Annotated in this window: 24 protein-coding genes, 2 pseudogenes and 1 riboswitch; of the genes and pseudogenes, 7 read left to right on the top strand and 19 right to left on the bottom strand. The window is 48.0% G+C overall.

Annotation, left to right across the window (positions count from 1 at the left end):
• Positions 1-10: 10 nt before the first annotated feature.
• The 4 genes from ACYF68_RS12190 to ACYF68_RS12205 form a co-directional block, all read right to left on the bottom strand.
• Positions 11-328, bottom strand: a complete 318-nt coding sequence (locus ACYF68_RS12190) for a YuiB family protein (protein ID WP_461047148.1) — start codon at positions 326-328, stop codon at positions 11-13.
• 63 nt (positions 329-391) lie between these two features.
• On the bottom strand, positions 392-1,603 hold the full coding sequence (locus ACYF68_RS12195) for an NAD(P)/FAD-dependent oxidoreductase (RefSeq protein WP_461047150.1): 1,212 nt from the start codon (positions 1,601-1,603) through the stop codon (positions 392-394).
• A gap of 124 nt (positions 1,604-1,727) precedes the next feature.
• Positions 1,728-2,087 (bottom strand): HesB/IscA family protein, encoded by a 360-nt coding sequence (locus ACYF68_RS12200; protein WP_461047152.1) that lies wholly within the window; start codon positions 2,085-2,087, stop codon positions 1,728-1,730.
• A 58-nt stretch (positions 2,088-2,145) separates the two neighbouring features.
• The gene (locus tag ACYF68_RS12205) at positions 2,146-2,409 is read right to left on the bottom strand and encodes a DUF1450 domain-containing protein (protein WP_344703377.1); all 264 of its coding nucleotides are present in this window, start codon (positions 2,407-2,409) and stop codon (positions 2,146-2,148) included.
• 103 nt (positions 2,410-2,512) lie between these two features.
• Between ACYF68_RS12205 and ACYF68_RS12210 the strand changes: the two genes are divergently transcribed.
• Positions 2,513-3,571 carry an NAD(P)/FAD-dependent oxidoreductase gene (locus ACYF68_RS12210; protein ID WP_461047155.1) on the top strand — a complete coding sequence of 353 codons (1,059 nt, stop codon included), beginning with the start codon at positions 2,513-2,515 and terminating at the stop codon, positions 3,569-3,571.
• 57 nt (positions 3,572-3,628) lie between these two features.
• Here the strand turns inward: ACYF68_RS12210 and ACYF68_RS12215 are convergent, their stop codons facing one another.
• Positions 3,629-3,871 (bottom strand): NifU family protein, encoded by a 243-nt coding sequence (locus tag ACYF68_RS12215; RefSeq protein WP_344703381.1) that lies wholly within the window; start codon positions 3,869-3,871, stop codon positions 3,629-3,631.
• Between the two features lie 97 nt (positions 3,872-3,968).
• Here ACYF68_RS12215 and ACYF68_RS12220 point away from each other — a divergent pair, with 97 nt between their 5' ends.
• Positions 3,969-4,274, top strand: a complete 306-nt coding sequence (locus tag ACYF68_RS12220; RefSeq protein WP_461047157.1) for a YuzD family protein — start codon at positions 3,969-3,971, stop codon at positions 4,272-4,274.
• Positions 4,275-4,310: 36 nt separating this feature from the next.
• Here ACYF68_RS12220 and ACYF68_RS12225 read toward each other — a convergent pair whose 3' ends face one another.
• From ACYF68_RS12225 to ACYF68_RS12240, 4 genes are all read right to left on the bottom strand, one after another.
• Positions 4,311-4,850 carry a biotin transporter BioY gene (locus ACYF68_RS12225; protein ID WP_461047159.1) on the bottom strand — a complete coding sequence of 180 codons (540 nt, stop codon included), beginning with the start codon at positions 4,848-4,850 and terminating at the stop codon, positions 4,311-4,313.
• 108 nt (positions 4,851-4,958) lie between these two features.
• Complete coding sequence (locus ACYF68_RS12230) at positions 4,959-5,915, bottom strand: 2-hydroxyacid dehydrogenase (RefSeq protein ID WP_461047161.1); 957 nt, start codon at positions 5,913-5,915, stop codon at positions 4,959-4,961.
• Positions 5,916-6,689 carry a TIGR01457 family HAD-type hydrolase gene (locus tag ACYF68_RS12235; protein ID WP_461047162.1) on the bottom strand — a complete coding sequence of 258 codons (774 nt, stop codon included), beginning with the start codon at positions 6,687-6,689 and terminating at the stop codon, positions 5,916-5,918.
• Positions 6,679-7,110, bottom strand: coding sequence for a DUF86 domain-containing protein (locus tag ACYF68_RS12240; protein WP_461047164.1), 432 nt, complete (start codon positions 7,108-7,110; stop codon positions 6,679-6,681). Before ACYF68_RS12240 ends, ACYF68_RS12235 begins: the two co-directional genes overlap by 11 nt.
• 90 nt (positions 7,111-7,200) lie before the next feature.
• Here ACYF68_RS12240 and ACYF68_RS12245 point away from each other — a divergent pair, with 90 nt between their 5' ends.
• On the top strand, positions 7,201-7,467 hold the full coding sequence (locus ACYF68_RS12245; RefSeq protein ID WP_380569941.1) for a DUF3055 domain-containing protein: 267 nt from the start codon (positions 7,201-7,203) through the stop codon (positions 7,465-7,467).
• Between the two features lie 65 nt (positions 7,468-7,532).
• Here ACYF68_RS12245 and ACYF68_RS12250 read toward each other — a convergent pair whose 3' ends face one another.
• The 7 genes and pseudogenes from ACYF68_RS12250 to ACYF68_RS12280 all read right to left on the bottom strand — a co-directional run bounded on the left by ACYF68_RS12250 (position 7,533) and on the right by ACYF68_RS12280 (position 13,142).
• Positions 7,533-7,925 carry a YutD family protein gene (locus tag ACYF68_RS12250; RefSeq protein WP_461047166.1) on the bottom strand — a complete coding sequence of 131 codons (393 nt, stop codon included), beginning with the start codon at positions 7,923-7,925 and terminating at the stop codon, positions 7,533-7,535.
• Between the two features lie 252 nt (positions 7,926-8,177).
• Positions 8,178-8,576, bottom strand: a complete 399-nt coding sequence (locus tag ACYF68_RS12255; protein WP_461047167.1) for a Na+/H+ antiporter NhaC family protein — start codon at positions 8,574-8,576, stop codon at positions 8,178-8,180.
• On the bottom strand, positions 8,525-8,722 hold the full coding sequence (locus tag ACYF68_RS12260) for a Na+/H+ antiporter NhaC family protein (RefSeq protein ID WP_461047169.1): 198 nt from the start codon (positions 8,720-8,722) through the stop codon (positions 8,525-8,527). The genes ACYF68_RS12255 and ACYF68_RS12260 overlap by 52 nt, the downstream gene beginning before the upstream one ends.
• Entirely contained in the window at positions 8,683-9,768 is a 1,086-nt protein-coding gene (locus ACYF68_RS12265; protein WP_461047171.1) for a Na+/H+ antiporter NhaC family protein, read from the bottom strand. Before ACYF68_RS12265 ends, ACYF68_RS12260 begins: the two co-directional genes overlap by 40 nt.
• Positions 9,769-9,868: 100 nt before the next feature.
• A riboswitch (Lysine riboswitch) is annotated at positions 9,869-10,032 on the bottom strand.
• 192 nt (positions 10,033-10,224) lie between these two features.
• Positions 10,225-11,394, bottom strand: coding sequence for a bifunctional metallophosphatase/5'-nucleotidase (locus ACYF68_RS12270; protein WP_461047173.1), 1,170 nt, complete (start codon positions 11,392-11,394; stop codon positions 10,225-10,227).
• A gap of 10 nt (positions 11,395-11,404) precedes the next feature.
• Positions 11,405-12,231 (bottom strand): annotated as a pseudogene (locus ACYF68_RS12275) (sulfite exporter TauE/SafE family protein).
• Positions 12,232-12,294: 63 nt separating this feature from the next.
• Positions 12,295-13,142, bottom strand: a pseudogene (locus tag ACYF68_RS12280) (DUF72 domain-containing protein).
• Positions 13,143-13,448: 306 nt separating this feature from the next.
• On the opposite strand from ACYF68_RS12280, the gene ACYF68_RS12285 reads away from it, so the two are divergent.
• The 3 genes from ACYF68_RS12285 to ACYF68_RS12295 are packed head-to-tail and all read left to right on the top strand — an operon-like array spanning position 13,449 to position 14,915.
• Positions 13,449-13,724, top strand: coding sequence for an ATP-binding cassette domain-containing protein (locus ACYF68_RS12285; RefSeq protein WP_461047174.1), 276 nt, complete (start codon positions 13,449-13,451; stop codon positions 13,722-13,724).
• Positions 13,699-14,154, top strand: a complete 456-nt coding sequence (locus ACYF68_RS12290) for an ABC transporter ATP-binding protein (RefSeq protein WP_461047176.1) — start codon at positions 13,699-13,701, stop codon at positions 14,152-14,154. Before ACYF68_RS12285 ends, ACYF68_RS12290 begins: the two co-directional genes overlap by 26 nt.
• On the top strand, positions 14,151-14,915 hold the full coding sequence (locus ACYF68_RS12295) for an ABC transporter permease (RefSeq protein ID WP_461047177.1): 765 nt from the start codon (positions 14,151-14,153) through the stop codon (positions 14,913-14,915). The genes ACYF68_RS12290 and ACYF68_RS12295 overlap by 4 nt, the downstream gene beginning before the upstream one ends.
• A 39-nt stretch (positions 14,916-14,954) precedes the next feature.
• Here the strand turns inward: ACYF68_RS12295 and ACYF68_RS12300 are convergent, their stop codons facing one another.
• Positions 14,955-15,512 carry a thioredoxin family protein gene (locus ACYF68_RS12300; protein ID WP_461047180.1) on the bottom strand — a complete coding sequence of 186 codons (558 nt, stop codon included), beginning with the start codon at positions 15,510-15,512 and terminating at the stop codon, positions 14,955-14,957.
• A gap of 116 nt (positions 15,513-15,628) precedes the next feature.
• On the opposite strand from ACYF68_RS12300, the gene ACYF68_RS12305 reads away from it, so the two are divergent.
• Positions 15,629-16,450 carry an EamA family transporter gene (locus ACYF68_RS12305; RefSeq protein ID WP_461047181.1) on the top strand — a complete coding sequence of 274 codons (822 nt, stop codon included), beginning with the start codon at positions 15,629-15,631 and terminating at the stop codon, positions 16,448-16,450.
• 191 nt (positions 16,451-16,641) lie between these two features.
• Here the strand turns inward: ACYF68_RS12305 and ACYF68_RS12310 are convergent, their stop codons facing one another.
• Positions 16,642-17,274: a prenyltransferase gene (locus ACYF68_RS12310; protein ID WP_461047183.1), complete on the bottom strand. Its 633-nt coding sequence runs from the start codon at positions 17,272-17,274 to the stop codon at positions 16,642-16,644.
• On the bottom strand, positions 17,274-17,564 hold the full coding sequence (locus ACYF68_RS12315; protein WP_461047185.1) for a hypothetical protein: 291 nt from the start codon (positions 17,562-17,564) through the stop codon (positions 17,274-17,276). Before ACYF68_RS12315 ends, ACYF68_RS12310 begins: the two co-directional genes overlap by 1 nt.
• Positions 17,565-17,566: the final 2 nt, after the last annotated feature.

The raw sequence follows: 17,566 nt of genomic DNA on the forward strand, positions 1-17,566 counted from the left end.
TTTATTCCCCCTAGAACATCTGATATCCCGCGTTGCGCAGATAACGTATCGTCATTCCTGCAAGTATGGTCCCGACAAGGCCGCTGCCAAGCATCAGTATATCTGCAAGCTGCAAATTCACGAGATGTTCCCCAAGCGTACTGAACGCCCTCGTAGTATTCGTCAGATACTCGGTCGTCGATATGCCATCGACGATGAGCAATACAATGATCGGGTAGACCCCCACCATCAACCATGTCATTTTCAGGATCATATTGAGGATGAAGCTTATGCCGTAGAACAGCACAAAAAATAACAGCATGGATATGGCTAGCTGTATTATTGACATTTATTTGACCTCCAACTGAAAAAGGCATGGGCATAAAATACCCATGCCTGTACTATCGATTTATCAGAACATTTTACCTTTCGAATACGCAAGGAGCGGACCGCCGATTTTGAAGACTGCCCTTGTATCGACTACGCGTTTCATGAAGGCTGCTTTCTTACCTTTTATCTCGCGTCCCAAAACAAGGCCTATGCCATCGTTCGAACCGAGTGAACATACAGTACCTTTATCGGAAAACACGAATGGTTCCTTCTTGTCGCCCTTCAATGTCAATTCGATATTTTTTGCAGTGTGTTCCCCAAGCTGCATCGCGATCTGCGCAGTGGTTGGGTAAGGACGGGCATTTTCACCTTCACCGTTCATGACAGCTGCAACGTCACCTATGACATAGATGTTGTCGTATCCTTTTGCCGTCAAGTCAGGATTCACTACAAGACGACCGCGTTTTACGCCTTCGAAAGTTTCATCCATGAGCGTGCTGCCGCGGACACCTGCAGTCCAGATGACACTGTTCGCTTCAAGCTGCTGTTTTTCGTCATTCACTTCAACTACAAAGCCATCTTCGTTGGCAGCGACGATAGGTGTGTTGACCATAAATTTGACGCCGCGGTCTTCCAGGAATTTCATTGCATACTGGACGAGGTTCTCCGGGAACATCGGCAGCATTTTTGGTGCCGCTTCAACGCAGGTGATGTTGACTTTGTTGTAGTCGACGCCGTATTTCTCACACAGTTCCGGCACACTTTCAACAAGCTCGCCCAAGTATTCGATGCCTGTGAATCCAGCACCTCCAACCAGTATGGAGAGATCCTTCGGGTCATTGGAACGCTTATAGTTGGCGATGTTTTCTTCTATCTCGCGGTAGGCCTTGACCGCAGTCTGAGGATTGACGATGGAATGTGCATGGTCTGCCATGCCCTCGATGCCGAATGTTTCACTTTCGAAACCAAGTGCGACCACGAGGATATCATAATCGAAATTACCGTGTGTCGTTTCAACGGTCTGTTCATCTTTATTGATGGCAGTCACTTCAGCAGGTACGAAAACCACTTTCTGGGCATCGATCACCTTATTTATAGGGTAGACGCCGTCCTGCCACTCCATGGTGCCAGCAGCCGTCTCGTGTAGCCAAGTAGATTCATAGTGATATTCATTCTTGTTGATCAGCGTAATGTCGGCATCTTGGAAGGATAGCTTCTTCTGCAAGTTTGAAACCATCTGCAATCCTGCATAGCCTGCACCCAACACAAGAATCTTCTTTCTTTCAAAACTCATTGTAACGTCACCTTTTCTCTCGTTATTTATTCCGATAAACATTGCCACAACTAAAATCGCTAATATTATTCTTATATAATATTAGCGATTTCTTTCACATATTTCAAGTGATTCAGTGCAGATTCTAACAATCTCCCGGTTCGCCTGCAACTTCGCTGGTACGGAAGGAGGAACCGCATCCGCAAGACAGCGTGGCATTTGGATTTTCAATCGTGAAGCCGCCACCCATCAACGACTGTTTGAAGTCTATTACCGTCCCGTCGATTACTGGGATATCATATTTGTCCACAAGCACTTTCACGCCATAGAATTCGTATACTTCATCTTTATCGGTCTGCTCGGTTTCGGCGCCCATGCCATAGGTCAAGCCTGTACAGCCGCCACCTTGCACTTTGAATCTGAGGTATCCGTCTTCCATATCGTTCTGCTCGAGCATATCCTTCACTTCGTAGGCTGCACTTTCAGTCAATGTTATATGAGACATACCGTCACCTCTTTAATTTTTATTATATTATACTATTGATTATAAAGCACTGGGGCGATCAACTCAAATCATCAAATTCCTTTTCCAACTTTTCATTGTTCTTCTCTATGCGTTTATATATCTTCTCAAGCAACTTATCTGCCGTCATTGCACTGACTATCTCGCCATCAACCAAGACGAAGAACGCCTTACTGCACAAACCGCAATTGTTGAGGCAACCGTAGTCGAGCACGTCTATGCCTGGATCTTCATCGAGTTTTTGGTAGATGTCTTCAGTGCCCTTCAGCATATTGGATGAGCAGAATTCGACGAGAGTGAACATTATTATCCTTCTTTCCACTATATATTAGTTCCATTCATTGTAGTTTATATACTTAACTATTATAATGGATATACTAGAATTTAAAAACAAGGCGGTACTGACTATGAAGAATATCGTTTGTCTTGGGGGCGGTTACGGAAATATGCGCTTCATCCAGCGTATAGCGCCTAAGCTCCCTTCCGGATATACCATCACATTGGTGGATGTGAATCCCTTCCACGGGATGAAGACCGAATACTATGCGCTCGCAGCGGGCACTAAGAGCGAGACCAAAGTCCGAATGGACTTTCCTGACGACAAGAACGTCAATGTGCTCTTTGATACAATAACCGGCATCGATCTCGAAAAGAAGGCTGTGACCCTTGAAAGGGAGACGATCCATTATGACATGCTCGTCATCGGCCTTGGCTGTGAAGATAAATACCACGGGGTGCCGGGGGCTGCTGAACATACATACAGCATCCAAAGCCTCAGGCAATCCCGTGCCACCTACGAGAAGATCGGTGATCTCGAGCCCGGCTCGAAAGTCGGCATCATCGGTGCCGGCCTAAGCGGCATCGAGATAGCAAGCGAACTCCGTGAAGCACGTGAAGACCTCAAAATCCGGCTTTTCGATCGGGGAGACCGAATCTTGCCGATGTATCCTGAACGTCTCAGTGCGTACGTCAAAAGATGGTTTGACGATAATGATGTCGAAGTCATCCCGAATTCCAACATCGTTGAAGTGGCAGCCGATACAGTCTACAACAATGACGACTCCCATGCCCTCGACATGTCGATATGGACTGCAGGGGTTCAGCCTGTTGAAGTCGTGCGCAACCTTCCTGTAGAGTTCGGTGCCGGTGGACGTGTGGTATTGAACCAGTATCACCAGATACCAGGTTTTGAAGAAGCGTATGTCGTGGGAGACTCGGCAGCACTCAAGCACGCACCTTCGGCTCAAGTGGCCGAAGGCCAGGCAGAGCAGATTGCCGAAATCATCGAGGCAGTCGTCAAGGGCAAGCCGTTGCCAAAGGAAATGCCCGATATCAAAATGCAGGGAATCCTCGGCTCGCTCGGTTCAAAAGAAGGCTTTGCCTACCTCAGGGAAAGGACCGTCACCGGACGTATTGCCCGCATGCTGAAAAGCGGTGTGCTGTGGATGTATAAGCTCGGGGTCTAGACTCATGAACAGCTAAATGAAACAACAGCCCCCGCGAGTGCAGGGGCTGTTGTTATTTTAAAAGACTTGTTCTACTTCTACAAATCCTGGAACTTCTTCAAGGAGAGCACGCTCGATGCCTGCCTTGAGTGTGATTGTGGAACTTGGGCATGTGCCGCATGCACCCAGAAGGCGCAATTTGACGATGCCATCCTCAACATCCACAAGTTCGCAGTCCCCACCATCTCTCAGCAGAAACGGACGCAATTTATCCAGTACTTCATCTACTCGTTCGTACATTGTATCTTGTCCTGTAGTCATTCCATTCACTCCTATTCTTCTTACGCAATTAACTTATATATGTATTATAATGGATTTAGAAAGAAAAATCCATCATCAGAAAGGCGGATGTTATTCAATGAAATATGCTATCAACGTCTATGGCTGCGATGTCATCTGTGCCAGCTGTGTGAACGCGCCGGGGTCGAGGGATACCTACGAATGGCTCCAGGCGGTGCTGAACCGCAAATACCCAGATCATGACCTCCACTTCAATTATATAGATATGGACCATGATGAAAATCTTTCGGATTATGATACTGACATCATAGAACGGATAAACGATGATGAGCTGTTCTATCCACTCGTCACAATCAATGATGACATCATCCAGGATGGCCATGTCCAATTGAAGCCGATCCAACGGGCAATCGAACAGAAATGATGCCAGAACAGGGTGCCGAAACGGCACCCTGTTTTGTTATATTGCAATATTCAATCCGCGACTTACTAATGCCTTCGCAAATAGAATCGTCGCCGCCCCAACTGCCAAATCTTTCAGGATGAAAGGTAAGACCGCCAACTTGAAGGCTTCGGCTGCATTCACCGGAGTGTCTAAAAAGATATTCATCGCGAACATGAAATACAATAACCCACTCAAAAAGATCATCAGGATGGCTGCAAATGTAAAGCTGACGCTTCTGAGGGTGGTTACTTGATGGACACGGCCAAACCCTGCACACCAAGCGGCGGGTATGTATCCCACTATGAAGCCGAATGTGGGCGAAAATATGCTGCCGATGCCTCCACCACCGGCGAAGACCGGAAGGCCAAAGAGACCCATGAGCATGTAGACGAAGGCGCTTAAAGCCCCTAATTTCGGGCCGAGCAGCAGCCCCCCGAGCAGGACCATTGGAACTTGGAAAGTCAGGGGCACCGGCCCCAGTGGGATGCGGATTTGGGCACCGATTGCGATGAGTGACGCGAAGACTGCGACATAGACAAGATGTTTTGTAGACATGATTCCCTCCTCTTCTTTCTGAATATGATACCACTTCCGCCGAACAATTGTCACCCTTTAATTTAAATTGGTTGACGATATGCCCAAAATAAAAAGCCCACAGGCTTTTTATCTTACTGGAGTGATCGGTTTACCGCCGTTCAGCACTTCCATGATATTGTTGACGCATAGGTTCATCATGTTGTTCCTCGTGTCTACTGAAGCGCTGCCGATGTGGGGCAGGAGTGTCATGTTCGGAATGTCTGTAAATGGATGGGCGTCACTGATCGGCTCATTTTCGAATACGTCCAATGCTGCGCCTTTGATATCACCATTTCGGACAGCCTGCGCCAAGTCTTCCTCCACTACATGCGCGCCCCGGCCGATATTGATGAAGAAGGCGCTACGCTTCATCTTATCGAAGGCCTCTTTATCGAAACGATGTTTTGTTTCTTCGGTGAGCGGTGCTGCACATAGGATGAAATCGGATTCTGCCATAAGTTCTTCAAAAGAAACCAGCTCAGCCCCCAATTCGTCGGCTGCTTCCGAACGGCTGCGGTTATGGTAGATGATCTTGGTACGGAAGCCACTCAGACGGCGTGCAAAAGCAGCACCGATCGAGCCCATCCCGAATATGCCAACCGTTTTGCCGAAGACATCTGTGCCTGCCATATGATAAGGGCTCCATCCCGACCACTCCCCCGCCATCAGCTCGCGGTTCGCCTCCAGCACGCGCCGTGCCGAGGTCAACATCAACGTGAAGGCAAGCTCTGCCGTCGTCTCGGTCAATACATCAGGGGTATTGGTGATGATTACACCGTGGGACTTTGCAGCTTCGAGATCGATGTTGTCATAGCCGACCGCCAAGTTTGCGACGACCTTCAAATTCTGTGCGCCGCCAAGCATTTCTTCATCGACTTTATCGCTCAGCATGGTCATGACACCATGGGCATCCTTCGTCTCCTCCAAAAACTTCTGTCGCGGCATCGGTGTGTTGTCCTCGTCCCACACGACCACTTCAAAGTCCTTTTTCAGCTTGTCGACCATAGCCGGATTGATCCTTCTTGTAATGACAATCTTCTTCATCTATTCAACACTCCATTCCCTGAGATTTTCAATCATGAAGGTCGGTTGTAGAGACTGTTGCCTGACCTGTTCGCTCGAAGTCACCCCCGTGTTCACGTGAAGCGTGTCCACACCGCCTTCTAGTCCTGTCTTGATGTCTGTATCATAATTGTCTCCAACGAGCAGCACACGCTCCTTTGGAAGCCCCAGTGCTTTTATCGCCGCTTCCAGTATAATTCCTGATGGTTTGCCCACAGTGACCGGTTCTACGTCCGTCGCACTGGTGAGTGCAGCGGCCAAAGCGCCATTCCCGGGCACAAGACCTCTTTCCGTTGGAAATTTGCGGTCGGGATTTGTGGATATGAATGTTGCGCCTGCGGCGATCAGCAGGGCGGCTTCCGATAACTTTTCGTAGTTGATGTCTATATCCAGGCCCATGACGACGTAATCGGCATGCTCATCTGCGGATTGGATGATTTTGAATCCAGCTGATTCCAGTGAATATTTAAGGCTATCTGAGCCAACAACATAAACCGCAGCACCCGAGTGGGCCGCACTCAGATAATCGACAGTCGCCATGGTTGACGTGTATAGCGTCCGGGGGTGAATATCAAACCCCATGTCAATCAGCTTCTGGGCAGCCTCTTCCTGTGTCTTCGTCGCATTATTGGTCAAAAACACATAAGGGATCGAGGCTTTGTTGAGCCTGTCTACAAAATCGATTGCACCTTCTATGACCGTTCCACCGTTATACATGGTGCCATCCAGGTCAATGAGATAGCCTTCATACGTCATTGTCATCCCCCTTGAATGCTGTAACAGCCTGTCCTTCGTTTTCAAAGAAGTTCAGGACATTCTGCTTAAAATCACTGTATGCGGATAGATTGCTGGCGAAATCCCGTTTCATCTGGTCATGGTTGAGCCGCGTATAGTTGCGTGTCAGCTCGCTTCGCCATTCGAACGTAGCACGGAAACGTTCGTTATCTTCTTTGGGGATCACGCCTTCGTTTTCCATTATATCCATGACATCCTGGTAACTGCCTGGGTCCCTCAATATAAAAGCGTCAATGATCATATTACCGACATCGACCGACGCTTCGATCAGCATATGGCACGTGCGTTCCAACGCCAACCCCTCTACTTTCTCGAATGTTCCAGTCAATTCCTCTACGTACAGGAGACGTTCGTTCAGTATATCCTTATCTACAAAATACATGTTCCAAGCCACTTCCAATCACGATAATTTTGTAACACCCTTATTAATATGATAGCATAATCCCAATAACTTTAACTGGAGGATACCCCTTTGATCGACTTCTTTCTTTATGATGATGTAGAAGATACCCAGACGCGATATGTCAGTTTCGTCGGTGAGCATGGCCGTTATGACCTGGCCATTATCCAGACAGGCCGCTATTTCGGCAAAAGTCTTGTACTGAATACCCAAAGCAGCCGGTTTGGAATAATCGGCAGCGATGACCTCGAGGAACCGGGATATATCGCCCATATCCTCGACTATGATGACGATCAGGCGGCTGAAGTCGAGTCTTTCCTGTCGGAAGTCATCGTCTAGATCCCTGCATTGCCTAAAAAAGCCTGCTTATCCCCTAAGGGAAGCAGGCTTTCTTGTTGTCCGTCTCATTCCTCAGGCGTCAGGTGGCCTGCCAATGTCTTTTTATCCGTGTCATTTTCTTCAGGGTCTGCGGGCTCAACATCATTTCCCTGTTGCCCTTCCGCCACCTGTTCCTTCAGTTCGGACTTCGGTACTTTGCGGAGCACGAAGTAGGCGCAGCCGAAGTTGCAGTATTCACTGATGTAGTCTTCAATGGCACTGAATTTCTTATCAGGCTCAACTTTCTTTTTACTGTCCCGATAAAAGCCGGTCAACCTCAACTTCTCATAGCCGATATCCCCTACTATATAGTCGTATTTGTTCAGGACCTCGCTGTATTTCCCTTCGAATTGAGCCTCATCGAATGCTTCGCGGTAATCTTCTATAAGTTCAAAATGCATATGATCGATTGTAATCATTTGAATCACCCTTCAATACTTCATCACTTTCGGCTTGCCTCGGCCCCCCTGGTCATCCATATGATAAACGGAGCGCACCACTTGTCCTGCCTGACAATACTTGCACGCTTTTCAGAGAGCCGTGCATCCCCCTTATAATTCAGGCATTAAACTCATATTATCATATTAAGCGGGACTTCATGTGATGCTTTAGGACATTTTACCAGATTGATGGAATCCCCGCCTTCAGCCTGAAGGCGGGGATTTTATGCGTTAGACTTCAGAGCCTCTTTCTTCTATTGGTGAATTGGTCAACTTCGATACGGCAACGACCAGTATCAACAGTACTGCAATGACTCCAAGTGACAGCAGTAGACTCGATGTGAATCCGAGCACCAGGTAACCCACTGTCGCAATCAATGCAGAACCGATTGCATATGGCAGCTGGGTGAGCACATGGACGATATGGTTGCACCCGGCACCGGTCGATGACAGTATGGTCGAATCGGATATCGGTGAACAGTGGTCCCCGAACACGGCACCCGCCAGTACAGCCGCGATGCTCGGCAGCAACAGTTCAGTTTCATTCAGGGAGATCATGATCTCACCGGTGATCGGGATCAGTATCCAAAAGAACCCCAGCTTGTACCGGTGGCCAATGCCATCAGACATGCCACAATGAAGACAACCGCCAGAAGTACACTGGTAGGCAGGTTGGAACTTTCAACCATGCCGCCAAGCAATTCCCCTGTACCGATCTGACCGATCAGATCCCCTATCATCCAAGCGAGTGTGAGGACCAGAATAGCCGGGAACATCGCCATGAAACCTGTTTTGATGCCCAGCCAAATTTCAGTTTTGCCGAAATGTTCATCTTTTCTTGTGTACCTGAAATAATAGAACAGGCTGAGCACAAGGCCGACGATCCCCCGAGGACGAGAGAGTGCGTCACCATCGTATTCTCGAATATGCTGAAGACATCAAATGACCCGCCTGCGATTACTCCTGTTATGAACATGAATATGATGACTGTCGCAGCAAGACCCAATATCGGTACGATGAGCGCCTTGGCTGACCCTTGCTCATAGACCGGCAAGTCTTCATCCGTCTCACCCGGCACTTCACGTGTACTCCCGAACAGCTCCCCATCCTGTATTGCACGGGTTTCATGCTTTCTCATCGCACCGATGTCGAACTTTATGAAGATGACGATGAACATCATCGCAATTGCCGTGATGACGTAGAAATTCATCGGAATCATATAGATGAATGCTTCAAATGGCGTGACACTGACCATCCCGGCAGCAGCTATCAGGGGCGCCACAAGTCCCATTATGCCTGCTCCCCAACTGGAGATCGGTGACACAACGGAAACGGGAGAGGCTGTCGTGTCGATGAAATAGGCCAATTTCGCACGTGAAACCTGATATTTATCAGTCAGCGGTTTGGCCACCTGCCCCACGATCAATGCACTAAAATAATCATCAATGAAGACGATGATCCCAAGGAGCGCTGTAGCAAATGTCGCCCCTCTTCTGGATTTCACCTTCGTCAATGCCCAGGCCGTGAAGGCTTTCGCACCACCGGACATGTTCATGAAGGCAGTCATGATGCCGAGGAGGCTTAAGAAGATAAGGATGAAGGCGTTCCACGTATTAATGCTGCCTCCGTCTATGAAAATAAGCAAGAAAGCTTCCCATATGACGCCTAAAGTGCCGGTCACATCAGCACCTGCCACGACAAGTGCTGATGTTATTATGCCTACCCCCAGACTGATGCCCACCTTACGTGTCAACAAGACCAGCAGCAATGTAAGTAACGGGGGAATCAGCGATATGTACTCCCAATTCAATATGCTCTGCATATTTTTAACCTCCAATTAAAAATGTGAATGTGATTTTTACGATGATAAAGAAAAAGACGCCACAGCAGCATTACAGAATCAGCCACTGTGACGTCCATCACAATTACGTAGCGCATCATCGTAATGATAGTACCCGGCCTATTGAGCCGGATCCCAGAATACCCCCTACCAGGCGGTTTCTTCGGCAACTTCCCCTTTCCCGGAACATCAAAGCATGTCTGCTCCTTTCCGGTACTATTGGTCGTTGCAACCTCTACTTTCGGTTATTAAGTTAGTACATGACATTATAGCACATACACATCATATTACAACTACAGTTTATCGGCATACATCTTTACGATGTCCCTCAGGAATTCAGGCATCTTATAGACTTTCTTGGAATAGCGGAATTGGGGAATATCCGGCCAAACGTATACATATCCAATGTTCCAAGCTTGTAGGACTTGCGGTCCTGTATTACTTCACCGTTGATGTAGTACTCCCGCTCAGATTGTACATATCCAATGTTGTCCATGACGAAGCAGCCGAATATATCCCCCTGAAGCCAAGCCCCCGCACTATTTCATCCTTGAATTCATTTTGGGCGGCCTGATTGAACACTTCCTTCAGCTCACGTCCAGTCAACTCGATCTGTACTGCATTAATGGCATGGGGCAGCACTTTATGCAGATCGTATTCGGTCAGATCACCGCCGGCAAAGGGCTTCGCGATCAACCCTGTATGCAGAAGGCCGACATCACTATCTGTGAATATCCGCAGCATTTCGGCGAGTCTGGAGATGAATCTTCCTGTCGAATAGAGCCGCCTCTCTATAGGCGCCACATCATGCTTGACGACTGTCGACAACAATTGGCGTCCCCTGTCATAATACTTATCTTCCGTCCCCGTCAGAAGATCAGTGCTATACAGACGAGCCCGCTTATCCACCAATTTGCCTCCTTCAAAATCGAGCGTAACTTCTCCGACGTAATCGCCGAACCGTCCGGCAGCTGCAAGCAGCGTATCGCCGACCCATTCCCCTTCTTCCAGGTGGTGGTGGGTGTGGGAACTCAATATCACATCGATTTCAGGGAACATCATTGCAAGGGATTCATCATCGTAACGGCCCAGATGGCTCATCATGATGATGCAGTCGACTTCAGTATTGATTTCCCGGATAGCGTGGAGGATCCAGTCGAACGCTTCGGACACTTCCCACCCGAGTGCCTTATAGAAGGGCGTAAATTCAACGGTTGCCGCGATGAAACCGAATTTTATACCTTTGATTTCCTTGATGACGTAAGGTTTGAAGTAAGGGTGGTCACTGTCTACTTCCCGCAAATTGGCACAGATGACATCGAAGGTAGCATCATCATAGAGCGACTTAAGCTCCTCTTTCTGCAAGGTGATGCCTTCGTTGTTGCCGATCGTCGCCACCTCGCATCCCGCTTCATTCAGCAACTCGACGTTGCCTTTGCCGAGTGTCGCTTCGGTATATGGATGGGCCCGATCGGTATGGTCCCCAAGATCGACGTAGACCATGTGGTCTTTATATTGTTGTTTTTTGTTGATCAGAAAGTCACTGATCTTTTTATAATTATATAAGTTGCTGTGTATATCATTAGTATGGAAAAGTTTCAATTCCATTGAATCACCTCTATAGGATGGTCTTTAGAATCATGTAGACACCAAGCAGCAGCAGTACTGTACGTAGGACGACGACCAGCGAGTCGGAGTTGAAGTGCCGATTCGCCATCACCCCGACTTTGGCGCCGATGAAGGCAGCAGGTACGATGAAGGCAGCATACCAGACATCGACGTTGCCCTGCAGTATATGGCCGAATGCAGCCGCACTTCCAGAGAAGAACACCATCATCATGCTGGTCCCGATTGCGATTGTTGCCGGCATACGGAAAACAAGAAGCATCAACGGCGTCATGAGGGCACCTCCACCGATACCGAAAAGGCCAGTGAAGAATCCTACTATGAAAGTTGAAATGATTGCGATATAAGCTGGGAAACCATAATGGTGCACATCCCCATATTATCCACATGTGGCTCCATGTAACGTTCATCCTGAAAAATTGAAATTGGCTTGATGCGGTCCCTGACGATAAGCAAGGTGCTCAAGAAGATGAGGAAAATGCCAAAATATAAGTTGAAGCTGTCCACTGTGAAGAAACGGCTCGCATAGGAGCCGATGAAGGCCCCCGGCATGATGCCGATCAGGAACAAGCCACCGTTTTTCTTATCCACCTGATTACTGCGTCCATAGGAGATCATCGCCGACAAGCCGATGACGATCAATATGATGCTCGAAGTACCAACGGCACTCTGTGGTGTTATCCGGTCAAGGATACCCATATTGATACCGAAGAAAATGAGCAGCGGCACTATGATGACGCCACCACCGATGCCTACAAGTGCACCAAGGGCAGAGGCCATCAGACCAATCATTATAAGGATGATATATTCCATAAGCATCACTCCTTCAAGGGCCCAAAGGGCAACCTTGGTCATTATCATGACATGCTTGCTCCAAATCAACTAGAACAGTTTCAGCTGCTTGGGGAGAGTCCTTCATAGCGTATTACCATCAGTGCCATGAACTGTTGGGCGTTTCCGGCAGCATGCCCGCCGGAGTTATTGTTGAAAATGATATGGATATCCCTCGTCTTGTGGCGCAGTATCTCTACCTGCCTTTTCAGCCACTCCAGTTCTGCACCGTTATAATTATAGAGGTAGCGTACATTGCGCCATTCCTTACTCGAACGGTCCTTCTGGGTCCACCCGTGTACATTACGGCCATGTAGGCGGATGAACGCTGTCTCATCCGTCACCCGGTTGACGAAGGGTATGCTGCCGATACCTGCCTGCGGTTCATCACAGATTGTATGGATGGTGTTATTGGCATGCAAGAATGCCAACGTATCCTCCTTGAATTGTTCCGTAAACCAGGATTGGTGCCTGAATTCGACAGCAGTTTTATAAGGGGCCAATTGTTCTTTGGCATACTTGACGTATTTAATGTTTCTGCTGGTGCAGTCAAACCATGGCGGGAACTGCAGCAGGACAAAGCTGAGCTTACCAGCCTGCTCCATCGGCCTCAGCATGTCACGAAAGGCTGCAAATACATCCTTTATGGAATCGTAATGGTCGCGGTAGTCACTGTGTCCCGTCATGTACTGGTGTGCTTTGACGATGAATTTGAAGCGTTCCGGGGTTTCATTGCACCACTTCTCAATTGTCGCATGACGTTGAATGGCATAATATGTAGCGTCAAGTTCAACAATCGGAAAATGGGAGGCATAAGCCGTTAATTTATCTTTTTTATTTGTCAGGTCGGCATATAGGCTATGATGGTCGCCCCACCCTGTCAAACCGATATAGATCATAAAAATCACCTTACCTCATTATACCATATCCCCCACGCATAATTATATTAGGCGCAAGGTGAAAAAATTCAATACTGACATTTATAATCACAGCAAATCATGTTATTATTTATTTATAATAATTATAAATAACAACGGTGCTTCACTAAGTTGACAAAGTCCAGTATCATAAAGTGAACTGGGAAACTGTTTTGGCACCCGACGATAGTAATGCAATGTCACCATATCTACCGGACGTGCGGTCCAGTCGTTTCTTCATGATAACGATCACAGTTCATCATTCTATAATACAAGGAGTACAATCCAATGAGCATAATAGAATTCAGCAATGTCAGCTATAAGGACATTCTGCATGACATCACCGGCCACTTCAAAGAAGGACGCATCACCACTTTCGTCGGCCCGAGCGGCGCCGGCAAGACGACGTGCCTGAAACATATAAACGGATTGTTGTCCCCTGACTCAGGAGAGATATTCTTCAGAGGGGAAAACATTCGTAACATGGATATGATAAAACTCAGGAAGAAGATAGGGATGGCTTTCCAGAAGCACACCGATGATAGGGGGCACAGTGTACGATAACATCAACCTCCCTAAAGCGATATTCAATGAATCCCTGGACAAAGCGTACGCTACTGAACTCCTTGATGGTGTCGACCTCGGCGATATTCCACTGGATCAGGACATCCGCTCCTTATCAGGTGGGGAGAAAAGCCGCATTTCGATTGCCCGTACATTGGTCAACCAGCCGGAAGTACTGCTTCTCGATGAAATCACTTCAAGCCTCGACTACCGTATGGTGAAAGAGGTCGAGCGCATGATCGTCAAACTTCAGCGGAAACATGATGTGACCGTCATATGGATCACCCATGATCTGGACCAGGCACGGCGTGTCAGTGACGATATGTGGTTCCTCCGTAAAGGTGAGCTCATCGAATTTGGCGATGCTTCATTCATCGATGAATCCAGCAATCCGCTGGTACAAAAATTTGTGGAGGGTGAGGAAATATGACATTCGCCCAGCTTTCGCTGTCCCTGGTCTTTATCGCAATTCCTCTAGTTCTTACGCTTTTCCTTAAACTTGGATTAGAGAAGGATATCATAATCGCCACCATCCGTTCGATCATCCAACTGCTGATCATCGGCTATATATTGACCTTCGTTTTTGAAAGCGGCAGTGTCATATTCATCATTCTGATGATCATGCTCATGATTGCGGCCGCAACCCAGAACGTCATCAAAAAAGGAGAAGGGATACCGGGCATCACCCTGATGATCGTCATCACACTCGTCCTGGTCGAACTGGTCACGATGGGAATCATGCTCGGCTTCGGCATCATCCCCTTTACTCCTGAAGAGGTCATTCCGATCAGCGGAATGGTCATCGGCAACTGTATGGTACTGTCCCTCCTATTTCTGAATAAATTTAAAGATGAGGTCGAACGCAGCGATGAGACGATCGAACTCATCCTTTCAATGGGCGGTAAACCTCAGACAGCTATAGACAAAAGTCTGAAATCCGCCATCCAGACAAGCATGATCCCCACCATCGAAGCCCAAAAGACCATGGGGCTCGTCCAATTGCCGGGCATGATGAGTGGACTCATAATCGGCGGTGCCGATCCGATAGAAGCGGTCATGTACCAGTTGCTGGTCCTGTTCCTGATATTGACTACAGCTTCCCTATCTTCCGTTATGGTGGGCTATATGTCCTATCCGAAGCTGTTCAACCAGAAGATGCAGTTTATAGGCCTCACATACGACTCAAAATAAACGTAAAAGGGCGCACCCGGCGGGTGTGCCCTTCTGTAGTCATACATTCTTTTCCAGCTCTGCCCTGATGCTGTCATATGTGGCATTCCAAAAATCAGCATCCGAAGTAAAGCGTTCTGTAAGCTTGGCGATGAGGCCATGGAAGGCTTTCTCATGTTCTGGGTCATCTTTATCCGGAAGTTGGCTTTTCATCTCTGACACTTCCTGTTCCACCGCTTCTGCCCGTGGCCCCCAATGCGTCACTTCCTGGCCATTTTCGTCGATGAAGATGAATATCGGAATCGAACGCGACTTTCCATTCGTCAAATATTGATCCATCAATTCAAGGTTCGAGTCCCTCAGTATCATTTTGACCGGCATATGACTCTTCTCGGCTAAATGAAGCAATATCGGTATGTTCATCATAGCATCTCCACACCAGTCTTCGGTGATGGCGATCACCCGTAGATTCTGTTTCTCCAATTCCAGGAAAAATGACGCGTCATCAGGTATTTCGAAGGCATCATATACCTTCTGCAGATTCTCTTTATGCTTCTGCATCTCTTCAATATAGGTTTCAGCTGCAATTGCCTGGCTGAACCATTGATCAAGTGCCATGTTTACCCCTCCATTTTCATGATATATCTGCAGTATATCATTTAAAATGCTTTTCCTATTGAATTTGGAAAAATGTTGGACTATGCTTTGCATAATGCAAAAGGAGGCAAGTGTAAATGGATTCAGAAGTAAAACATATAAGAGGTTTAATATTTGTCCTGATCGGTGCCGCTTTATGGGGGCTCGGCGGCACGGCCGCAGACTACATATTCAGGAATACTCCGGTTACGGTGGAATGGTATGTATCATTCAGATTGACTGTAAGCGGCATCATCCTGCTTAGTGCCTATTGGTTATTTTCCAGGAAGCATCAACCCGTAAGGCTTGATCGGAGAACATTGTTGATGCTGATCATTTTCAGTCTATTCGGGATGACTATGGTGCAGTATTCATTCATGGCGGCAATCGGTTACGGTAACGCCGCTATAGCCACCGTCCTTCAATATACCGGCCCCATCTACATCATAATGTGGCTGATCATCAGAAAGTATGCCAAATGGACGACAGCAGATGCCTTCATCATCATTGGCATGATTACAGGTGTAGTACTGATTGCCACCAATGGTGATTTGACGGCACTCATCGTACCGGGACCAGCACTGTTTTGGGGAATCGTCTCCAGCATCGCACTCGCCTACTACACACTGCATGCCCAAGTGCTGCTCTATAGGCTGCACCCCCTGCAACTGGTCGGAGGATCAATGCTCATCGGCGGCATAGCGATGAATGTCATCCATCCTGTATGGGATTTCGACTTCAGCTTTGACTGGACACCTACCCTGGTGATCATCCTCCTGCTTTCCGTCCTTTTAGGCACTACCCTTGCCTTTTTGCTCTATATCAGCAGTCTGAAACACCTTTCTTCAAAAGAAGCGGGAGTACTTGGCATAGTGGAGCCTGCTTCAGCTGTGGTGAGCTCGGTCCCTGGCTCAACATAAGTATGGGCTGGTACCAAATAGCCGGCATCATCATCATACTGGGTGTCGCCATCTACATTTCCACAGGGAGAAAAGAGGCAGCATGAAAATCTATTCCAGCTTGAAGAAATAATCGGACCATCAAGGTCCGATTTTTTATGTCCATACCCATGAGGCGGAGCAGCTGCCGATGATTCGTTGCCTTCCATATATCAATAGAATATACCCAACCATACCGCAGTGCTCATGGCGAGCAGAAGTAATACCTTTTCACGTTGCGTGACTTGTTCGATATCTTTTACATCCATGCTTAAAATCAGATAGATGGCATACCCGAGCATCAATAATGCACCGACTGCCCCAATCGGCCGGGTTGACAGCATTGTCATGACGATGATGAAAACCAATACGAGGTAAATCAGGGCAGGAAGTCCCGCCCGATAAAGGCCATAGCGTTCGATCGACCAGACGACCGACGTCCGCTTCTTCGGAACAGCATTCCTGTCAGCATTCAAATCAGGGATATGGTGGACCATCACCCATGCCATGCACCAAAGGGCGTTTATCATGGCATTCTGCCAAGCCCATAATGGAACGGAATCCAGCATGATCCATGGCGCTGCAAGACCAAGCAGCAGCATGGATGGGAACAGGCTGACCCATTCTCCAAGGAACGGCCGATAGGCAAAGATGAACGGTCTGGTTGAATAGGTTACAGCACCCCAGATGCCGATGAGCGTCAAGGTGACAAGCTTGAATTGGCCCAGAACCATAAAAAGGAGCCCAGCAGATAAAAGTATGATGATTGCTGAAACTGCCATCCGCCTCAGTGTCCCAAGAGCCATTACACCCTCCTGGATGACGCGGCTGCCCCGGACAACAAGGCAGGACTGGCCTGATCGGTACCTGATTCGAAGTCCATCAGATCATTCAATACATGCGTCAGCACACCGTGTACGAGGAGTGCACCTGTGGCAAGCAACAGGGATAGACCAAATAGGCCGGGTACCTTGATATCATAGCCCAGCAGAAGTGGCAGTGCGGTGGAGATGATTGCTGCTATGCTTGAGGTCACCACTGCTATTGCCCTGACCACCATTTTAAGTCCTTTGAGACTGAACCCTCCTTGCGTCATCT

Source organism: Salinicoccus sp. CNSTN-B1 (assembly GCF_054792835.1).